Origin of the sequence: Pseudoalteromonas ostreae (assembly GCF_018069805.1) — a bacterium.
GTDB classification, from domain to species: Bacteria; Pseudomonadota; Gammaproteobacteria; order Enterobacterales; family Alteromonadaceae; genus Pseudoalteromonas; species Pseudoalteromonas ostreae.
On sequence record NZ_JAGPYN010000024.1, the window covers coordinates 22,572 to 39,368 of the forward strand.

Sequence of the window (16,797 nt, forward strand, 5' to 3'; positions counted from 1 at the left end):
CTCATCGTACCAGTCTTAGTTCACTAACTAGGGAGAATAATAATGTTATATAAAAGCGATTCCTTTGAAGTTGCTTTCATCAAGGATAATATCGCCGAGTTCAAATTTTGTGTTGCAGGTTCTGTAAACACTTTGTCTCAGCAAACCTTGAAAGATTGCGCCTCTGCATTAAAAGAATTAGCCACAATCAGCGATATCAAAGGCATGATTTTTACCAGTGATAAAGACCACTTTATTATTGGCGCCGATATTTTCGAGTTTTTACCAACATTTACTAAACCAGAAGCTGAATTAGTAGCCTGGATCAAAGATGCCACTGATGTTTTTGACGCGCTAGAAGATTTACCATTCCCAACTTTAAGCGCTATCAATGGCTTAGCACTTGGCGGCGGGTGTGAGTGGGTACTTGCTACCGATTATCGCGTTGCAAGCTCTAACGCTAAAATTGGCCTTCCAGAAGTAAAACTTGGCATAATGCCTGGCTTTGGTGGCACAGTTCGCTTGCCACGCATCGTTGGCGCCGATAATGCTATGCTTTGGATCACATCAGGTGCTGAAAACCGCGCTGCAGATGCCCTTAAAGTAGGTGCAGTTGATGCGGTAGTTAGTGCTGACAAACTTTTAGAGTCAGGTATTTCAACACTTGAATTAGCCATTGCTGGCAAGCTGGATTGGCAAGCAAAACGTAACGTTAAACTACAACCACTTAAATTGAACCGTGTTGAGCAAGGTATGAGCTTTGCAATGGCTGAAGGTATGGTTATGGGTAAAACCAAAGGCCACTATCCTGCTCCTATTATGGCAGTTCGTACTATTAAAGCAGCAGCAAACTGTACTCGAGATGAAGCAATGGCAATCGAAAATGCCAACTTTGCTGAACTTGCTCGTACTCCAGAAGCTGCCGCACAAACAGGTATATTCCTTGCTGATCAGTTCATCAAAGGTAAAGCACGTAAGCAAGCTAAAGGCAGTGATGTAACAATTAATCAAGCCGCTGTACTTGGCGCAGGTATCATGGGCGGCGGTATCGCTTACCAATCTGCGTATAAAGGCACACCTATTATCATGAAAGACATCCAACAAGATGCGCTTGATTTAGGTATGGGTGAAGCCTCTAAGCTGCTTGGTCAAAAAGTACAACGTGGCCATATGGCTATGGAAAAAATGGTTGCCACGTTAGGTAAAATCAAACCGACTCTAAATGATAGCGACTTACAAAGTGCTGATATTATCGTTGAAGCGGTTGTTGAAAACCCTAAAGTTAAGCAATCAGTGTTAGCACAGCTAGAAAAAGACATGCCAGCAGGCACTATTTTAACCTCTAACACTTCGACTATTCGTATTGACGAGCTGGCAACGGCGCTAGAAAAGCCTGAAAACTTCTGTGGTATGCACTTCTTTAACCCAGTGCCAAAAATGCCATTAGTTGAAATTATCCGCGGCGAGAAAACGTCTGAAAAAACCATTAATGCAGTTGTTGATTACGCATTAAAACTAGGTAAGTCGCCAATTGTTGTGAACGACTGCCCTGGCTTCTTTGTAAACCGCGTTTTATTCCCATATTTTGCAGGCTTTAGTAAATTAGTTGTTGAAGGCGCTAACTTTGCCAAAGTAGATAAAGTAATGGAAAACGTATTTGGTTGGCCAATGGGCCCGGCTTACCTACTTGATGTTGTAGGTATTGATACTGCTTACCATTGTACTGGTGTAATGGCAGATGGTTTCCCTGAGCGTATGTCTCGTGCAGAGAAAGATCCTGTTACTGTTTTTGCTAACGAAAAACGTTTTGGTCAAAAGAACAAAGCGGGTTTCTATCAATATGCGCCAGATCGTCGTGGTCGCTTGAAAAAAGCCCAAGACCCGCAAGCAGTTGAATTACTTAGCTCAATCACAGATGCTCCAAAAGAGTTTGATAAACAAGAAATTATCGACCGTTGTATGATACCAATGATCAACGAAGTGCTACTGTGTTTACAAGAAAACATTGTTGCTTCTCCACAAGAAGCTGATATGGCGCTTATTTACGGTATTGGTTTCCCTCCATTTAGAGGCGGCGCGTTCCGTTACTTAGATCAAACAGGACTGGCTAACTTTGTTGCAACAGCTGACAAATACGCTCATCTAGGTGCGATTTACCAAGTATCTGAACAAACTCGCAAATGGGCTGAAGAAGGCCGTATTTTCTATAAGGTGGAAGGATAAGACCATGAATACTCCAGTAATTGTAGATTGTATCCGCACGCCAATGGGCCGTTCTAAAAACGGCGTATTCAAACACAAGCGTGCCGAAGATTTAAGCGCCCACTTAATGAAGGGCTTACTTGATCGCAACCCAGCCGTTGATCCTGCATCGATTGACGATATCTATTGGGGTTGTGTACAACAAACCTTAGAGCAAGGTTTTAACGTTGCACGTAACGCATCATTACTTGCGGGCATTCCGCACTCAGTACCTGCAACCACAGTTAACCGTTTATGTGGCTCATCAATGCAAGCATTGCATGATGCCGCTCGCGCTATTATGACCGGCGCTGGCGACACTTACTTAATAGGTGGTGTTGAGCACATGGGTCACGTACCTATGACTCACGGTAATGATTTTCACCCAGGCCTAGCTACATCAATTGCACAAGCCTCAGGCTCTATGGGTTTAACCGCTGAGTACCTTGCTACTATTCATGGCATTAGCCGTGAGCAGCAAGACCAGTTTGCTTACCGTTCGCATCAACGTGCACATGCTGCCACGGTTGAAGGACGTTTTCGCCGTGAAATTCTTGCGATGGAAGGTCACGATGCAGATGGTTCACTAATTTTAGTTGAAGACGACGAAGTAATTCGCCCAGAAACAACGGTAGAAGGCCTATCGCAGCTTCGTCCTGTGTTTAATCCTGCTACGGGTTCTGTTACTGCGGGTACTTCTTCTGCACTTTCTGACGGCGCATCAGCCATGTTAGTAATGAGCGAAGAAAAAGCCAAAGCTTTAGGCTTACCAATTCGTGCACGTGTTAAAGCCATGGCGGTTGCAGGTTGCGATCCATCAATCATGGGTTACGGCCCAGTACCAGCGAGTAAAAAAGCACTTGCACAAGCCGGTATCACTATTGATGACATCGATGTTGCTGAACTTAACGAAGCATTCGCAGCACAATCACTACCTGTGTTAAAAGACTTAGGTCTTGCAGATGTGGTTGATGAAAAAGTGAATCTAAATGGTGGCGCAATTGCCCTTGGACACCCACTTGGTTGTTCAGGCTCGCGTATTAGCACTTCACTTATTCACTTAATGGAAGACAAAAACGCAAAATATGGTTTAGCAACTATGTGTATTGGTCTAGGCCAAGGCATTGCAACTGTATTTGAACGTGTACAAGACTAATTAGCCTCATACACGTTACCAACTCTTGGTGATAAAAAGCCGCGTTGATAAAATCAACGCGGCTTTTTTATAGTTTGGGTAGCGACGCTTTAAGTTAAGCCTTCAAAGCATTATTTGAAGTGACTTTATTTATCACGCAGAGGCCGTTAAACTAGCAGCCTTAAATTAATCGTTAAGCGCCACTATATTTAAGGTCACCGCCATGAGTTTTGATAACCCCGATCACCAATTAGACGCCATCGGCCTACGTTGCCCAGAGCCTGTAATGATGATCAGAAGCGCGGTACGCAAAATGGCAGAAGGCGAAACCTTGCTCATCATCGCAGACGACCCTTCCACCACCCGCGACATCCCCAGCTTCTGCACATTTATGGATCACACGTTGGTGGCAAAAGAAGTAGATGAAATGCCGTATCGATACTTGGTGAGGAAAGGGCTAGCCTAAACCTTTTGTTGCATTTTCATTTTATTTAAAACTTTAACCAAGGCTTCAATGAGCTGATTGATCATTCCAATTTTTATTCCACTCTTTTGAAATGTGACTTTACTAAGCTCGTTTTTCAACCTCTGTAAAAAGTCAAATTCATCCATTAACCAATCGGTAAGGTTTGCTTTATATCTATCAGTAATGAAATCGCTGTAAAGGTGAATTTGCTCAACAGTCCAGTTTTCTGATACAGCTTTAACAAAGCATTCATGATCTTTTAAGGTGGAAAATATACTAATAGTTCGATACTCATTATATATTTTCATATCAACTTCCTTTGTCCAGCCCTTGTGGATCTCCTTTTCAATAGCATCAATGGCTTTCAATTCATTAGTTTTCTTAACTTCAGCCAATATACTTTCAAACTTTTGGTTTAACTCATCACTATGAAATTGTCCAGGCTGATATCCTCTGTGTGTAATATGTATACTTGATGTTTTAAAATTACTAGGTATATATTCTTCAAAAATGCTTTCAATAAGGGGTTTATTTTCGGTTGATATTTCCTCAACATTTCCGATAAAGTTATATTTATGAAGTTCATTTAGAACATCAACAGCACAGAACCAACGTAATAACTCTGGCTCTCCTTGTTTTATTATATTTAATAGATCTTTTACATATTCATTTATTTTAGAATCATCCGTATCTGTTAAAGCAGAAGCACCTCTCTGGAGCAATAAATCTAAAGTTAAAATTTTTATTGGATAATAAACTCTCAAGACTTCTCTAAAATCTAGTGACTGACTTGAAGCTATATGATCAACTAAAATCTCTGATGCAATATCAGGTAGTTTCAACTCACCTTCTTCGGTAACACCCTCTTTGCTAGTAGGAGTAAGGCCGGGTAAATTGTAATTTTGAGAACCTCTAGATTGAGATTTAATTTTGTCTACATCACAACCTAACCCCATTAGCATAAAGTAAATTTTCATCACATCACGTAATAGCGATACTTTGCCTTTCAGCAGATCCAAGTTATCTATTAAACCGCCTTTTTCTACCTCCTTCATTAGAGATAAATACTTATTCTTCGCACGCTTTATTATTCTTATATTTTTTAACTCTAACTCTTCAACCACTCTAGTTATATCTGCTCTCAGCTCCGGCTCAAGGTTTTCATGTACAATTTCTAAAAAGTTATCCCTACTAAGTTCAAACTCAACTATACCCGCAAAATTTTTTTCAATTAATGAGTGTTTATCATCGAACTTTAACTCTCTGATATTCGTTGCAAATATAAACTTTAAATTTTCATTTTTTTCAGAAAGGTTTTGACAGATTCCTACTATTTCTTTTGCAAAATTAGAGCTAACTATTCTCTCCAAGTCATCTAAAACAATTATTTTATTCTTTATTGATGAAATGGCTTTTGTTACAGCAGCCCCTTTAAAGCCTGATACTAACCCTGAGATTAACCCTTTGTTTTCCCCATTAAAGTTACCTAGTATTTTTTGAAAACCATCAAGAAGTGAGCTTGAATCTGTCGCACTTATATTTTTATTTAGGAAAAATTTTGAAATTAAATTAGAATAAAAGTCATCTATTGAGGCTAAACCATTTAAAGATAAATAAATATAGCCTTCGGACTCTATTAAATTATTTTCGATCCAATATGTTTTACCTGAACCCCATGCCCCATTTAACAACACCATCTTAGGCATAGAATTATCGTCGAATAGTTGTTCTATTTTCTTTTTCATTTAACGTCCTTGTTACAAATCTATCAATTCACTCGGGCAACTGAAAGCTGACGGCTTATAGCTTACAGCTCTTACTTCTTCGTTATCGTCACTTTTGGTTGATCATAGTCACTATAATCAATGCTAACGATGTAGCTGCCTTTTATTGCGGGGGTGAAGCTGAAGTAGTTATAGGTAGTGTCACAATCAGCTTTGACGCTTTGCCCTAACGTCAGTGATTGACCGGTTGGATCTTGTTCACTGAATCCGCAATTATAACCTGCGCTCCAATCCATATCGGCAATTTTAAATTCGTATACTTTGCCTGGTGTTGAGAATTTCACATTTGCTTGGTATAGCGCGGGAGCCACTTGGGCAAATTCGTATTGCGTTTCAGCATCCCATAAATTGAAGTCACCACGTAAGTACATGCTGCGATCAAGCTCTTGATCTGGCAGTACGTCGCTAATATCTGGTAATTGTATTTGGCTTGAACAAGCACTTAATAGCGCCACCATAGCCACTGTTAATATACGTTTCATCGGTTATCCCTTATACAAAAAAGCCAGCATAGCTGCTGGCTTTTTAAGCTAAGCTGAACTTACTTTTGCAATACAGAAATATCAGCAATATCTAAAAATAGACCACTAAGTTGACTTAGTAATGCTAAACGGTTTTGCTTAACGGCTTCATCGTCTGCCATTACCATCACGTTGTCGAAGAAGTTATCAACACTTTCACGAATACCCGCAAGTTGGGCAAGCGCTTCTTGATAGTCGCCTACGGCGTATAACGGGGCTAATTCAGTGGCAAACTTAGCAACTTGTGCCGCTAATGCCTTTTCGGCATCATCGCTTAATAAGCTCTGGTCAACAGTGCCTTGCGTTGTGATGTCATTTTTAGCAAGAATATTACTTACCCGTTTATTAGCTGCTGCAAGCGCTTCTGCGGCGTCTAATGTGCGGAAGTGACTTACCGCTTTAACACGACGGTCAAAATCAACAGGCTTAGTTGGGCGACGCACTAGTACAGCTTGAATAACATCTACTTCAATGCCTTCGTCTTGATACCAAGCGCGGAAGCGCCCTAGCATAAATTCAAATACATCTGCTGATACATTTAAGTTAGTTAGCTTATCGCCAAACAGGGTTTGTGATTTTGCTACTAGATCTAAAATATCAAGTGGTAGTTCTTTTTCTACCATGATACGCAGTGCACCAATGGCAGCACGACGAAGCGCAAACGGATCTTTATCACCTTTTGGTGCTTGGCCAATACCAAAAATACCTACCAGTGTGTCAAACTTATCAGCAATCGCTACTGCGCAGCTAATTAAGTTTGTAGGTAAATTATCACCGGCAAAACGCGGCATGTATTGCTCGTTTTGAGCAATGGCAACCTCTTCGGCTTCACCGTCATGGCGTGCATAGTGCATCCCCATCACACCTTGTACGTCAGTAAACTCCATCACCATTTCGGTCATTAGATCGGTTTTACTTAATAAGCCTGCACGCTTAGCAAGTGTTTTATCGGCACCTAGTTGCTCAGCAATGTAACCAGCAAGTTCACTAATACGCTCTGACTTATCTTTAAGCGTACCCAATTGCTGTTGGAACAATACGCTATTAAGTGATTCTAAACGGCTTTCAAGAGTTTTCTTTTTATCTGTTTCAAAGAAGAACTGCGCATCAGCTAAACGCGGACGCACTACTTTCTCGTTACCAGAGATAACCACGCTTGGGTTTTTGCTTTCGATGTTTGAAACAAATAAAAACTTATTAAGTAGCTTGCCGTTTTGATCTAATAACGGGAAGTATTTTTGGTCGTCTTTCATGGTGTAGATCAGCGCTTCGGCTGGCACATCTAAAAACGCTTCTTCAAATGTTGCAGTAAGAGTTACCGGCCATTCAACCAATGAAGTTACTTCTTCAAGTAAATCTTCATCCATAGCTACTACTGCATTAACGGCTGTTGCTGCAGCTTCGATTTGGCTACGAATTTGTGCTTTACGCTCCTCGTAATCAGCAACAACATGTGCAGATTTAAGCACTTCAAAAACATCATCAGCATGGTTAATGCTAATTTTTTCTGAGTGATGAAAACGATGGCCTTGTAGTTGGTTACTAATTACTTTACCAAGCACTTCGCCTTCGATTAATTGATCACCAAACAAAATAGTTGCAGTATGAACCGGACGAATAAATTGTGTTTTATTCGCTCCCCAACGCATTGGTTTCGGTATAGGTAATTTAGCCAATGCTTTATTTACTACATCATTCATTAATGCAGTAGTGTCTTTACCTGCTACTTTGGCAATATGTAGTAACCATGCGCCTTTATCGGTCTCGAGTGTTTGCGCTTCACTTACTTCAATACCACAACCACGAGCCCAACCCATTGCCGCTTTAGTTGGGTTACCTTCTGCATCAAATGCAGCTTTAGTTGCAGGGCCGCGTTTTTCTACTTCTTTGTCTTGTTGTTTAGCTTCAAGTGCTGTTACTTGTAAACCTAAACGACGAGGAGATGCATACCAGCTTACGCCTTGGTGATTAAGCTCTAAGCTCGCAAGTTCAGAGGTTAAGTTTGCTGCAAATGCTTCGGCAAGTTTACGCAATGACTTTGGTGGCAACTCTTCGGTGCCAATTTCTACTAATAAATTTTGTGCTGACATGCTTACTTATCCTTACACAACGGGAAACCAAGCGCTTCGCGTTTGTCATAATAACTTTGTGCACACGCTTTAGATAATGCACGAACGCGCAAGATATAACGCTGGCGCTCTGTCACCGAAATAGCGTGACGTGCATCCAATAAGTTAAATGCGTGTGATGCTTTCATTACTTGCTCATAAGCAGGTAATGGTAAGCTTGCTTCAATCAGCTTTTGGCTCTCAGCTTCGCATTTATCAAACTGGGAAAATAAATCGTCAACATTTGCATGCTCAAAGTTATAAGTTGATTGCTCAACTTCGTTCTGATGAAATACGTCACCGTAAGTAACTCGGCCCATTGGGCCATCAGCCCATACAAGATCGTAGATACTATCTACGCCTTGAATATACATAGCTAAACGCTCAAGACCATAAGTGATCTCGCCAGTAACTGGTGAGCATTCTAAGCCCCCTACTTGTTGGAAGTAGGTAAACTGGGTTACTTCCATACCGTTTAACCAGATCTCCCAACCTAAGCCCCATGCACCTAGCGTAGGTGATTCCCAGTTGTCTTCTACAAAGCGTACTTCGTCAGTTAGTGTATCAATGCCAACAGCCGCTAATGAGCCTAAATACAGCTCTTGGATGTTCTCTGGCGATGGTTTTAATACAACTTGGAATTGATAGTAATGTTGCAGGCGATTTGGGTTTTCACCATAACGGCCATCGGTAGGACGACGACATGGTTGCACATACGCGCTCGACATTGGTTCAGGACCAATAGACTTTAAAAATGTTTGCGGATGAAATGTGCCTGCGCCAACTTCCATATCAAGTGGCTGAATAATGACACAACCTTGCTGTGCCCAGTAATCCTGTAAAGCCAGGATCAAACCTTGAAAGGTTTTAACGTCATATTTTTGCATATTTGGCTTTTAGTATCTGCTGTGATGTAGCGTGAAAATTACCCTCAGTATACCTTGTGCGTAGTCATGTTTTAAGCAGTTTGTGCTATTGCAGTCAATAAAAAAGGAGCCCTTGGCTCCTTTTTTATAATTACGATAATGTTTTATACGTCTAAGTTAACTACACGTAGTGCGTTAGTTTCGATAAATTCACGACGCGGCTCAACTTGGTCACCCATCAAGGTTGCGAATAATTGGTCTGCACCAACAGCATCTTCAATGGTTACTTGTAACATGCGACGCGCTGAAGGATCCATGGTAGTTTCCCACAGCTGACTTGGATTCATCTCACCTAGTCCTTTATAGCGCTGGATATATAGCCCACGCTTAGATTCTGCGATCAACCATTCCAATGCATCCACAAAGTTATCAACAGCTAGGGTCTTCTCACCACGTTGAACATAAGCACCTTCACTTAAAATATTGGCAATGTTAGTACCAGTTACTGCGATGCGTTTATAATCACGTGAAGAGATAAAATCATGGCTAAGTACGTGTGCCTTATCAACACCGTGTTGGCGAATATTGATAACTGGGTAATATAGGTTACGCTCTGTATCATGCTCGGTGGCGGCAGCAAAGATAGTTGCATCTTCATCACGTGCGACTAAGTCATCGACTAACGTTTTGGTCCACTCGATTACTTTAGCTTCATCGGCTAAATCAGTTTCGTTTAGCTCTGTTTGATAGATCAAACGTTCCATAACCGTATTCGGGTATTTACGTTTTAAGCGCTCAATAACTTTAACAGTGTTTTGATAATCATGAACGATAGACTCTAATGCTTCACCTTCAAGTGCAGATGCATCAGCACCGGTATAAAGTGCGGCACCATTTAATGCTAATGAAGTTAGGTATTCGACAAGTGCTGGATCATCTTTAATATAGCGCTCTTGTTTGCCTTTTTTCACTTTATAAAGTGGTGGTTGAGCAATATAGATATAACCACGTTCAACGATTTCTGGCATTTGACGGTAGAAGAAGGTCAATAGTAGCGTACGAATGTGCGAACCATCGACGTCAGCATCGGTCATTATAATGATGCGGTGATAGCGTAATTTTTCAGGGTTATACTCATCGCGGCCAATACCACAACCAAGGGCTGTTATTAACGTGGCAACTTCTTGTGAAGATAACATCTTATCAAAACGTGCTTTCTCTACGTTTAGTATTTTACCTTTAAGCGGAAGAATCGCTTGATTCTTACGGTTACGACCCTGCTTGGCTGATCCGCCAGCAGAGTCCCCTTCCACTATATATAGTTCAGACAGGGCTGGATCTTTTTCTTGGCAATCCGCTAACTTACCAGGTAAACCTGCTAAGTCCATTGCGCCTTTACGACGAGTCATTTCACGGGCTTTACGCGCCGCTTCACGAGCACGAGAAGCATCAATGATTTTACCAACAACTATTTTTGCATCTACTGGATTTTCTAATAAGAATTCAGTGAATTTCTCAGCCATTGCTTGTTCTACAGCTGATTTAACTTCGCTTGAAACTAGCTTATCTTTGGTTTGTGATGAGAACTTAGGATCAGGAACTTTAACACTAACAACTGCAGTTAAGCCTTCACGGGCATCATCGCCGGTAGCATTACTGGTAGTTTTAGCTTTTTTGTTAAAGCCTTCTTTTTCCATATAGTTGTTAAGTGTACGAGTTAGCGCAGATCTAAAACCGGCTAAGTGAGTACCACCATCCCGTTGTGGAATGTTGTTTGTAAAACAGTAAATATTTTCTTGGTAAGCATCATTCCACTGCATTGATACTTCAACGCTAATACCATCTTCTTCACGTTCATGAGTAAAGTGGAATACACCTTTATGAATAGGTGTTTTATTACGGTTTAAATACTCAACGAAGGCACGAATACCCCCTTCATATTTAAAGTGGTCAGTTTTATTTTCTTCGCGTTCATCATTTAAAATAATACTCACACCTGAATTCAGGAATGATAACTCGCGTAAGCGCTTAGCTAAAATATCGTAATGGAAATCTAAGTTTGTGAAAGTCTCAGCACTTGGCCAAAAACGAAGTTCAGTACCTGTGGTTTCTGATTCGCCAATTACAGCTAGTGGCGCATCAGGAACCCCCATAGTGTAAAATTGCTCATGTAGCTTGCCTTCACGGCGAACTGTTAGCTTTAATTTTTCTGAAAGCGCATTTACTACTGAAACACCAACACCGTGTAAGCCGCCTGATACTTTATATGAGTTATCATCAAACTTACCACCAGCATGCAGTACTGTCATAATTACTTCAGCAGCTGACACGCCTTCTTCTTCATGAATTGAAGTTGGAATACCACGGCCGTTATCTCGAACAGAGACAGAACCATCTAAATGAATTGTGACATAGATGTCATCACAGTGACCTGCTAAGGCTTCATCGATAGAGTTATCAACGACCTCAAACACCATATGGTGTAAGCCTGTGCCATCATCGGTGTCCCCTATATACATTCCAGGACGCTTTCTTACTGCGTCTAATCCTTTTAGTACTTTAATACTCGACGAATCGTAATTCTCAGACATGGTTAATCCCACTTATCTTGTTATTAGGTTGCCATGTTTCACGTGGAACATTTGTAGTTCTCGTTGCATGGGTTCCACCACAGCAGAAATACTTTCAGATTGAATTGTAGAGATAAATATTTGAGAGCTACAGTGCGACAATAACTGTCCTACTTTCTCTTTCGTATCTTCCCCTAACTCTGAAGGTAGATCATCTATTAGCAATATTGATTGCTTTTCTGTCTCTGACTCAATCAAACTATTTTGCGTTACTTTTAACGCATAAAGCAATAGTTTCAATTGACCGCGTGAAAAGGTGTTTTCCACACTGTTGCCAGCGACACTAAAACTGAAATCAGCTTTATGCGGCCCTTTATTTGTAAAACCTTGGCGACTATCACGCTCAAAGCTTTGTTCGAGAGCATCGGCTAGAGATTCATTCTCTTTCCAACCAGCATAAAAACTTATTTCTAAATCGCGTATAAGCGTTAATTCTGCACACATTTTATCAAAAAATTGCTGCTTAAACCTACTTATATACGCAATTCGCAAATTATTTATTTGGTCAGCCAGTCTAACAAATTCTTTATCCCAAAACTTGATTTGATCAAAATAATTCTTAGGCTTACTTTTCAATAATGCATTACGTTGCTTTAATACTTTATTGAAAGATTGCCACAAATAAAAAAAGTCTTGTTCCACGTGGAACAATCCTAAATCTAAAAATTTTCGGCGTTCTTTTGGACCTCCAAAAAACAACGAATAGCTTTCTGGCGTGATCACTTGTACTGGCATTAATTGGGCAAGTTCAGACACTCGACGACTAGACTTACCCTGTATTTTTAATTCTGTCTCACCACTTAAAGTCTTACTAATACCGATTGGAATTGATAAGTTATAAAGTGATTTACGACCATGAATGGTGAATTTTTCTTTATGGTGCGTAATGATACTTTTGTGTTTTGGAGTGCGGAAAGACTTGCCATGAGAAAGGTAATAAATAGCCTCAAGAAGGCTGGTTTTGCCACTGCCATTTTCACCATAAATTATGTTAATACCATTCACTGGCTCTACAGTGAGCGCCTCAATATTCCGAAAATTATTGAGGCTCAAATGACTTAAACTCATAGTGCCTTATAAGCGCATTGGCATAACAACGTACATGGCTTCTTCATCGCCAGCACCTTCTATCAATGCACTACTATTTGAATCAGCAAGCGTAAATAAAACGTCTTCTGTTTTTAATGTATTTAATACATCTAAAACATACGATACGTTAAAGCCAATTTCTAAGTCATCGCCTTGATAGCTCACTTCAACCACTTCCTCAGCTTGCTCTTGCTCTGGGTTGTTAGCGGTAATTTTTAATAGCCCGTTCGATAAGTTTAACCGTACACCTCTAAACTTCTCGTTCGATAAAATAGATACCCGTTGAAACGCACTGCGTAACCATTCACGATTTGCGGTAATCACTTTATCACCACCACGTGGCAATACTCGGCGGTAATCAGGAAAACGCCCATCCACTAATTTACTAGTAAAAGTAAACTCTGTATCTAAAATACGAATATGATTTGCACCAAATTGAATTGTCACCAACTCATCATCAGCAACCATTAGACGCATAATTTCTTGTACGCCTTTACGCGGAATTATTAGCTGACGTTGAGTGTTTAACGATTGCGTTAATTGTTTTTGCGCAATTGCTAAACGGTGACCATCAGTAGCCACTGTTTTTATATCAGTATTATCTACTTCAAACGACATACCATTTAAGTAATAGCGTACGTCTTGATTGGCCATCGAAAAGTGAGTGCTTTCAAGTAACTTTCGCAGTTCTAAGCGCGTTAGTTGAAATTCAACTTCACCGTCCCACTGCTCAAGATTAGGAAAGTCTTCCGCAGCGAGTGTAGTTAATGAAAAGCGACTTTTTCCACTGGTCAGTAATAGTTGGTGATCTTGACTGCTCAACGTTAAATCTGAACCGTCTGGCAGACTTTTACAAATATCGAGTAATTTTTTAGCTGGCAAAGTCAATTTTGCATCAGCGGTATCATCGCCAACAAAAACCTTTGCGACAAGTTCAATTTCAAGGTCTGTGCCTGTCATTGAAAGTTCGCCATTTTCAACCTCTAACAAAACGTTAGATAAGATAGGCAAGGTATGTTTGCGCTCAATTGCGCCAGATACTTGCACCAAAGGTTTTAAAAATTGTTCTCTTGATATAGTTATTTGCATAATAAAGTCAGCCCTAAGATGACAATGTTCTTATTAGGTTTTGGTAATCTTCTTTCACTTCGTGGCTTTCATCACGTAGTGATTTAATCTTTCTGCACGCATGCAATACTGTAGTGTGGTCGCGGCCACCAAAGGCATCACCAATCTCAGGCAAGCTGTGATTGGTAAGTTCTTTAGACAATGCCATAGCAACTTGACGAGGTCTTGCGATAGAGCGGCTACGGCGCTTAGATAGCAGGTCTGAGACGCGAATACGATAATATTCAGCAACCGTACGTTGAATATTGTCTATCGTGACCAGTTTGTCCTGCAAAGCGAGCAAGTCACGTAATGCTTCTTTTACAAAGTCGATCGAAATTGGTCGACCAGTAAAGTTTGCATTAGCAATCACACGATTAAGCGCGCCCTCTAACTCACGCACATTTGAACGTAATTTTTTAGCGATAAAAAAGGCCACTTCGTGAGGTAAATTTATTTTACTCTGCTGGGCTTTTTTCATCAAAATAGCCACTCGCGTTTCAAGCTCTGGCGGCTCAATCGCGATGGTTAAACCCCAACCAAAACGTGATTTAAGGCGATCTTCAACCCCTTCAATCTCTTTTGGATAACGATCTGAGGTTAAAATAATTTGTTGGTTACCTTCAAGTAATGCATTGAAAGTATGAAAGAATTCTTCTTGAGAGCGTTCTTTGTTAGCAAAAAACTGAATATCATCGATCATTAAAGCATCAACACTGCGGTAATAACGCTTAAATTCTTCAATAGCATTATTTTGCAGGGCTTTAACCATATCTTGCACAAAGCGTTCGGAGTGCATATAAACAATTTTTGCATCTGGCTTATTTGCCATAATGCCATTGCCAACCGCATGTAATAAATGCGTTTTACCTAAACCCGTTCCACCATATATAAATACCGGGTTAAAAGCAGCACCAGGGTTATCCGCAACTTGCGTCGCAGCAGCTTTTGCTAACTGGTTAGATTTACCTTCAACAAAACTATCAAAGGTGTAGTTTTCTTTTATGTTTGATTTATAACCAGACTTAGGAGCAGGCTCAACCACAGCTTTAGCTGCTTTTGGTTGCTGCTTTGCTGCCGGCTGATTCATCGGGGTCGCAGAGCCAGTTGTTGCAGGCGCGATCACTTGCGCATTGTGAATTGGCTTGCTACCTACATCAAAGCGTAACTCTGGCGCTTCATCCTTACAAATCTCAACAAGTAATTCATTAATTCGGTTTAAGTACTTTTCTCTTACCCAATCAAGCACAAAGCGATTAGGTGCATAAATCGTCAGGGTATCTTCGGTACTTTCTGCTTGTAGTGGTCTTACCCACATACTGAACTGCTGCGAAGGCAGTTCATCTTGCAATACATATAAACAACTTTGCCAAACCGACAGATACACAGTTAAACTCCCAAAGACTTAGTATTTATTCCCGGTCATCTTTAGTGGCCGGAAATCATACATTTATTACTATTATTTAGGCAATTTATTAACCCAAGACCGAGTATTATGAATGCACTTTATCCACAAGTACAAGATTGATTTTTTTGAAAAATATGATCTGGCTAAAAAAAACAAGCAAGACGTTGATTTTTAATAGCAATTATTTTTAACTTCAAAGTATGATCATAGCAAAAAAGGGCTTGGATCGCGATCAAATTATGTGATCTATTTTACTTACCCCAAGCTTTTATGCACTTTTTATACAGAGCCTGTGGAAAACTTCTTTAATATAAGGATCCTAGCAGATCCTGCCAACAGATCTATTATAACCCCTCTATTATAAATGCGATTATGGTTGACTTTAAGGCGCTTCATCGATAATATCTCGCGCTCGCAATGGCACCTGTGCCAGGATCGCGACCTGCATAGGATGTTTTAACCTTTAACCGATCGGATGGAATTGTTATGAAAAGAACTTTTCAACCTAGCGTTTTAAAACGCAAACGTGCACACGGTTTCCGTGCTCGCATGGCAACTGTAAATGGCCGTAAAGTATTAGCTCGTCGCCGCGCTAAAGGCCGCAAAGTTCTTTCTGCTTAATATATAAGTGGAAGACTTTAACTTTGGCAGGGAGTTACGTCTGTTAACTCCCTCGCATTACTCTCGCATCTTTAATGAACCCGCTCGGGCCGCAACTCCTTTCTTTACCTTATTAGCAAAACCCAATGACCAAGCAAAACCTCGCTTAGGACTCACTGTCGCTAAAAAACGGGTTAAAAAAGCTTGCCAACGAAACCGTATTAAACGTCTTGCTCGCGAAAGTTTTCGTTTAAACCAACACACTATTGATAATATTGATATTGTGCTGATGGTTAAAAGTGGTATTGATGAACAGTCAAATGAAGAGCTAACTAAACAACTCACTAAATTATGGCGCAAGATTAACGAACGCTGTAAACCTGGTGCACCAAAACCACCGCCGTTTAAAAAACGCCCCAACAAATCGGCTAAATCCAATAAACAGAGCCAATAGCAATAGAATTATAGGGTTAATTAAGGTATCTTTAGCTCACCTTTTAATCATGCATTTAAAATTCCAAATTGGGCGTTTAAATTCATGGTATCCATTCACTAAATATTACGCAGAGGCTTGAACATCATGAGGTTACTAAAACCACTTGTTGCTTTTCCTAAGCGCTGTTTAGTGTTATTAATTCGTGGTTATCAAAAGTGGATTAGTCCACTGTTAGGTCCGCATTGTCGCTTTAATCCAACCTGCTCTAGTTATGCTATTCAAGCAATTAATTTGCATGGATCTGTAAAAGGGAGTTGGTTAGCGGTTAAACGCATATTAAAATGTCATCCTTTACATTCAGGTGGGGATGATCCCGTACCTGAAAAATTAACCCATATTAACCACCAACACGAGAAATAAGAGCTGT

The 16,797-nt window shown here is 40.4% G+C and carries 14 protein-coding genes; 6 read left to right on the forward strand and 8 right to left on the reverse strand.

Translation table 11 applies throughout. The annotated features are described in order from the left end of the window. The first annotated feature begins 42 nt into the window (after positions 1 to 42). From fadB to tusA, 3 genes are all read left to right on the forward strand, one after another. Positions 43 to 2,202, forward strand: coding sequence for a fatty acid oxidation complex subunit alpha FadB (fadB, locus tag J7338_RS16800; protein WP_210798112.1), 2,160 nt, complete (start codon positions 43 to 45; stop codon positions 2,200 to 2,202). A gap of 4 nt (positions 2,203 to 2,206) precedes the next feature. Beyond that, complete coding sequence (gene fadA, locus J7338_RS16805; protein WP_210798113.1) at positions 2,207 to 3,376, forward strand: acetyl-CoA C-acyltransferase FadA; 1,170 nt, start codon at positions 2,207 to 2,209, stop codon at positions 3,374 to 3,376. A 202-nt stretch (positions 3,377 to 3,578) separates the two neighbouring features. Continuing rightward, entirely contained in the window at positions 3,579 to 3,821 is a 243-nt protein-coding gene (tusA, locus tag J7338_RS16810) for a sulfurtransferase TusA (RefSeq protein WP_210798114.1), read from the forward strand. Here tusA and J7338_RS16815 read toward each other — a convergent pair. The 8 genes from J7338_RS16815 to dnaA all read right to left on the reverse strand — a co-directional run bounded on the left by J7338_RS16815 (position 3,818) and on the right by dnaA (position 15,313). Next, a complete protein-coding gene (locus J7338_RS16815; RefSeq protein ID WP_210798115.1) occupies positions 3,818 to 5,566 on the reverse strand; it encodes a hypothetical protein in 1,749 nt (582 codons plus the stop codon). The genes tusA and J7338_RS16815 overlap by 4 nt on opposite strands. 71 nt (positions 5,567 to 5,637) lie before the next feature. Beyond that, positions 5,638 to 6,087, reverse strand: a complete 450-nt coding sequence (locus J7338_RS16820; RefSeq protein ID WP_210798116.1) for an early set domain-containing protein — start codon at positions 6,085 to 6,087, stop codon at positions 5,638 to 5,640. 59 nt (positions 6,088 to 6,146) lie between these two features. Then, complete coding sequence (gene glyS / locus J7338_RS16825) at positions 6,147 to 8,216, reverse strand: glycine--tRNA ligase subunit beta (protein ID WP_210798117.1); 2,070 nt, start codon at positions 8,214 to 8,216, stop codon at positions 6,147 to 6,149. Positions 8,217 to 8,218: 2 nt separating this feature from the next. Then, the gene (gene glyQ / locus J7338_RS16830; RefSeq protein ID WP_210798118.1) at positions 8,219 to 9,121 is read right to left on the reverse strand and encodes a glycine--tRNA ligase subunit alpha; all 903 of its coding nucleotides are present in this window, start codon (positions 9,119 to 9,121) and stop codon (positions 8,219 to 8,221) included. Between the two features lie 143 nt (positions 9,122 to 9,264). Beyond that, positions 9,265 to 11,691: a DNA topoisomerase (ATP-hydrolyzing) subunit B gene (gene gyrB, locus J7338_RS16835; protein WP_210798119.1), complete on the reverse strand. Its 2,427-nt coding sequence runs from the start codon at positions 11,689 to 11,691 to the stop codon at positions 9,265 to 9,267. 12 nt (positions 11,692 to 11,703) lie between these two features. Continuing rightward, positions 11,704 to 12,798, reverse strand: coding sequence for a DNA replication/repair protein RecF (gene recF, locus J7338_RS16840; RefSeq protein WP_145241717.1), 1,095 nt, complete (start codon positions 12,796 to 12,798; stop codon positions 11,704 to 11,706). A 6-nt stretch (positions 12,799 to 12,804) separates the two neighbouring features. Next, positions 12,805 to 13,908 carry a DNA polymerase III subunit beta gene (gene dnaN / locus J7338_RS16845; RefSeq protein ID WP_149983170.1) on the reverse strand — a complete coding sequence of 368 codons (1,104 nt, stop codon included), beginning with the start codon at positions 13,906 to 13,908 and terminating at the stop codon, positions 12,805 to 12,807. A gap of 13 nt (positions 13,909 to 13,921) precedes the next feature. Next, a complete protein-coding gene (gene dnaA, locus J7338_RS16850; protein WP_145241713.1) occupies positions 13,922 to 15,313 on the reverse strand; it encodes a chromosomal replication initiator protein DnaA in 1,392 nt (463 codons plus the stop codon). A 507-nt stretch (positions 15,314 to 15,820) separates the two neighbouring features. On the opposite strand from dnaA, the gene rpmH reads away from it, so the two are divergent. The 3 genes from rpmH (at position 15,821) to yidD (ending at position 16,790) form a co-directional block, all read left to right on the forward strand. Next, positions 15,821 to 15,955 (forward strand): 50S ribosomal protein L34, encoded by a 135-nt coding sequence (rpmH, locus tag J7338_RS16855; RefSeq protein ID WP_004335215.1) that lies wholly within the window; start codon positions 15,821 to 15,823, stop codon positions 15,953 to 15,955. 7 nt (positions 15,956 to 15,962) lie between these two features. Beyond that, positions 15,963 to 16,388, forward strand: coding sequence for a ribonuclease P protein component (gene rnpA, locus J7338_RS16860; RefSeq protein WP_016710423.1), 426 nt, complete (start codon positions 15,963 to 15,965; stop codon positions 16,386 to 16,388). A gap of 126 nt (positions 16,389 to 16,514) precedes the next feature. Beyond that, positions 16,515 to 16,790, forward strand: a complete 276-nt coding sequence (gene yidD / locus J7338_RS16865) for a membrane protein insertion efficiency factor YidD (protein ID WP_064668255.1) — start codon at positions 16,515 to 16,517, stop codon at positions 16,788 to 16,790. Positions 16,791 to 16,797: the final 7 nt, after the last annotated feature.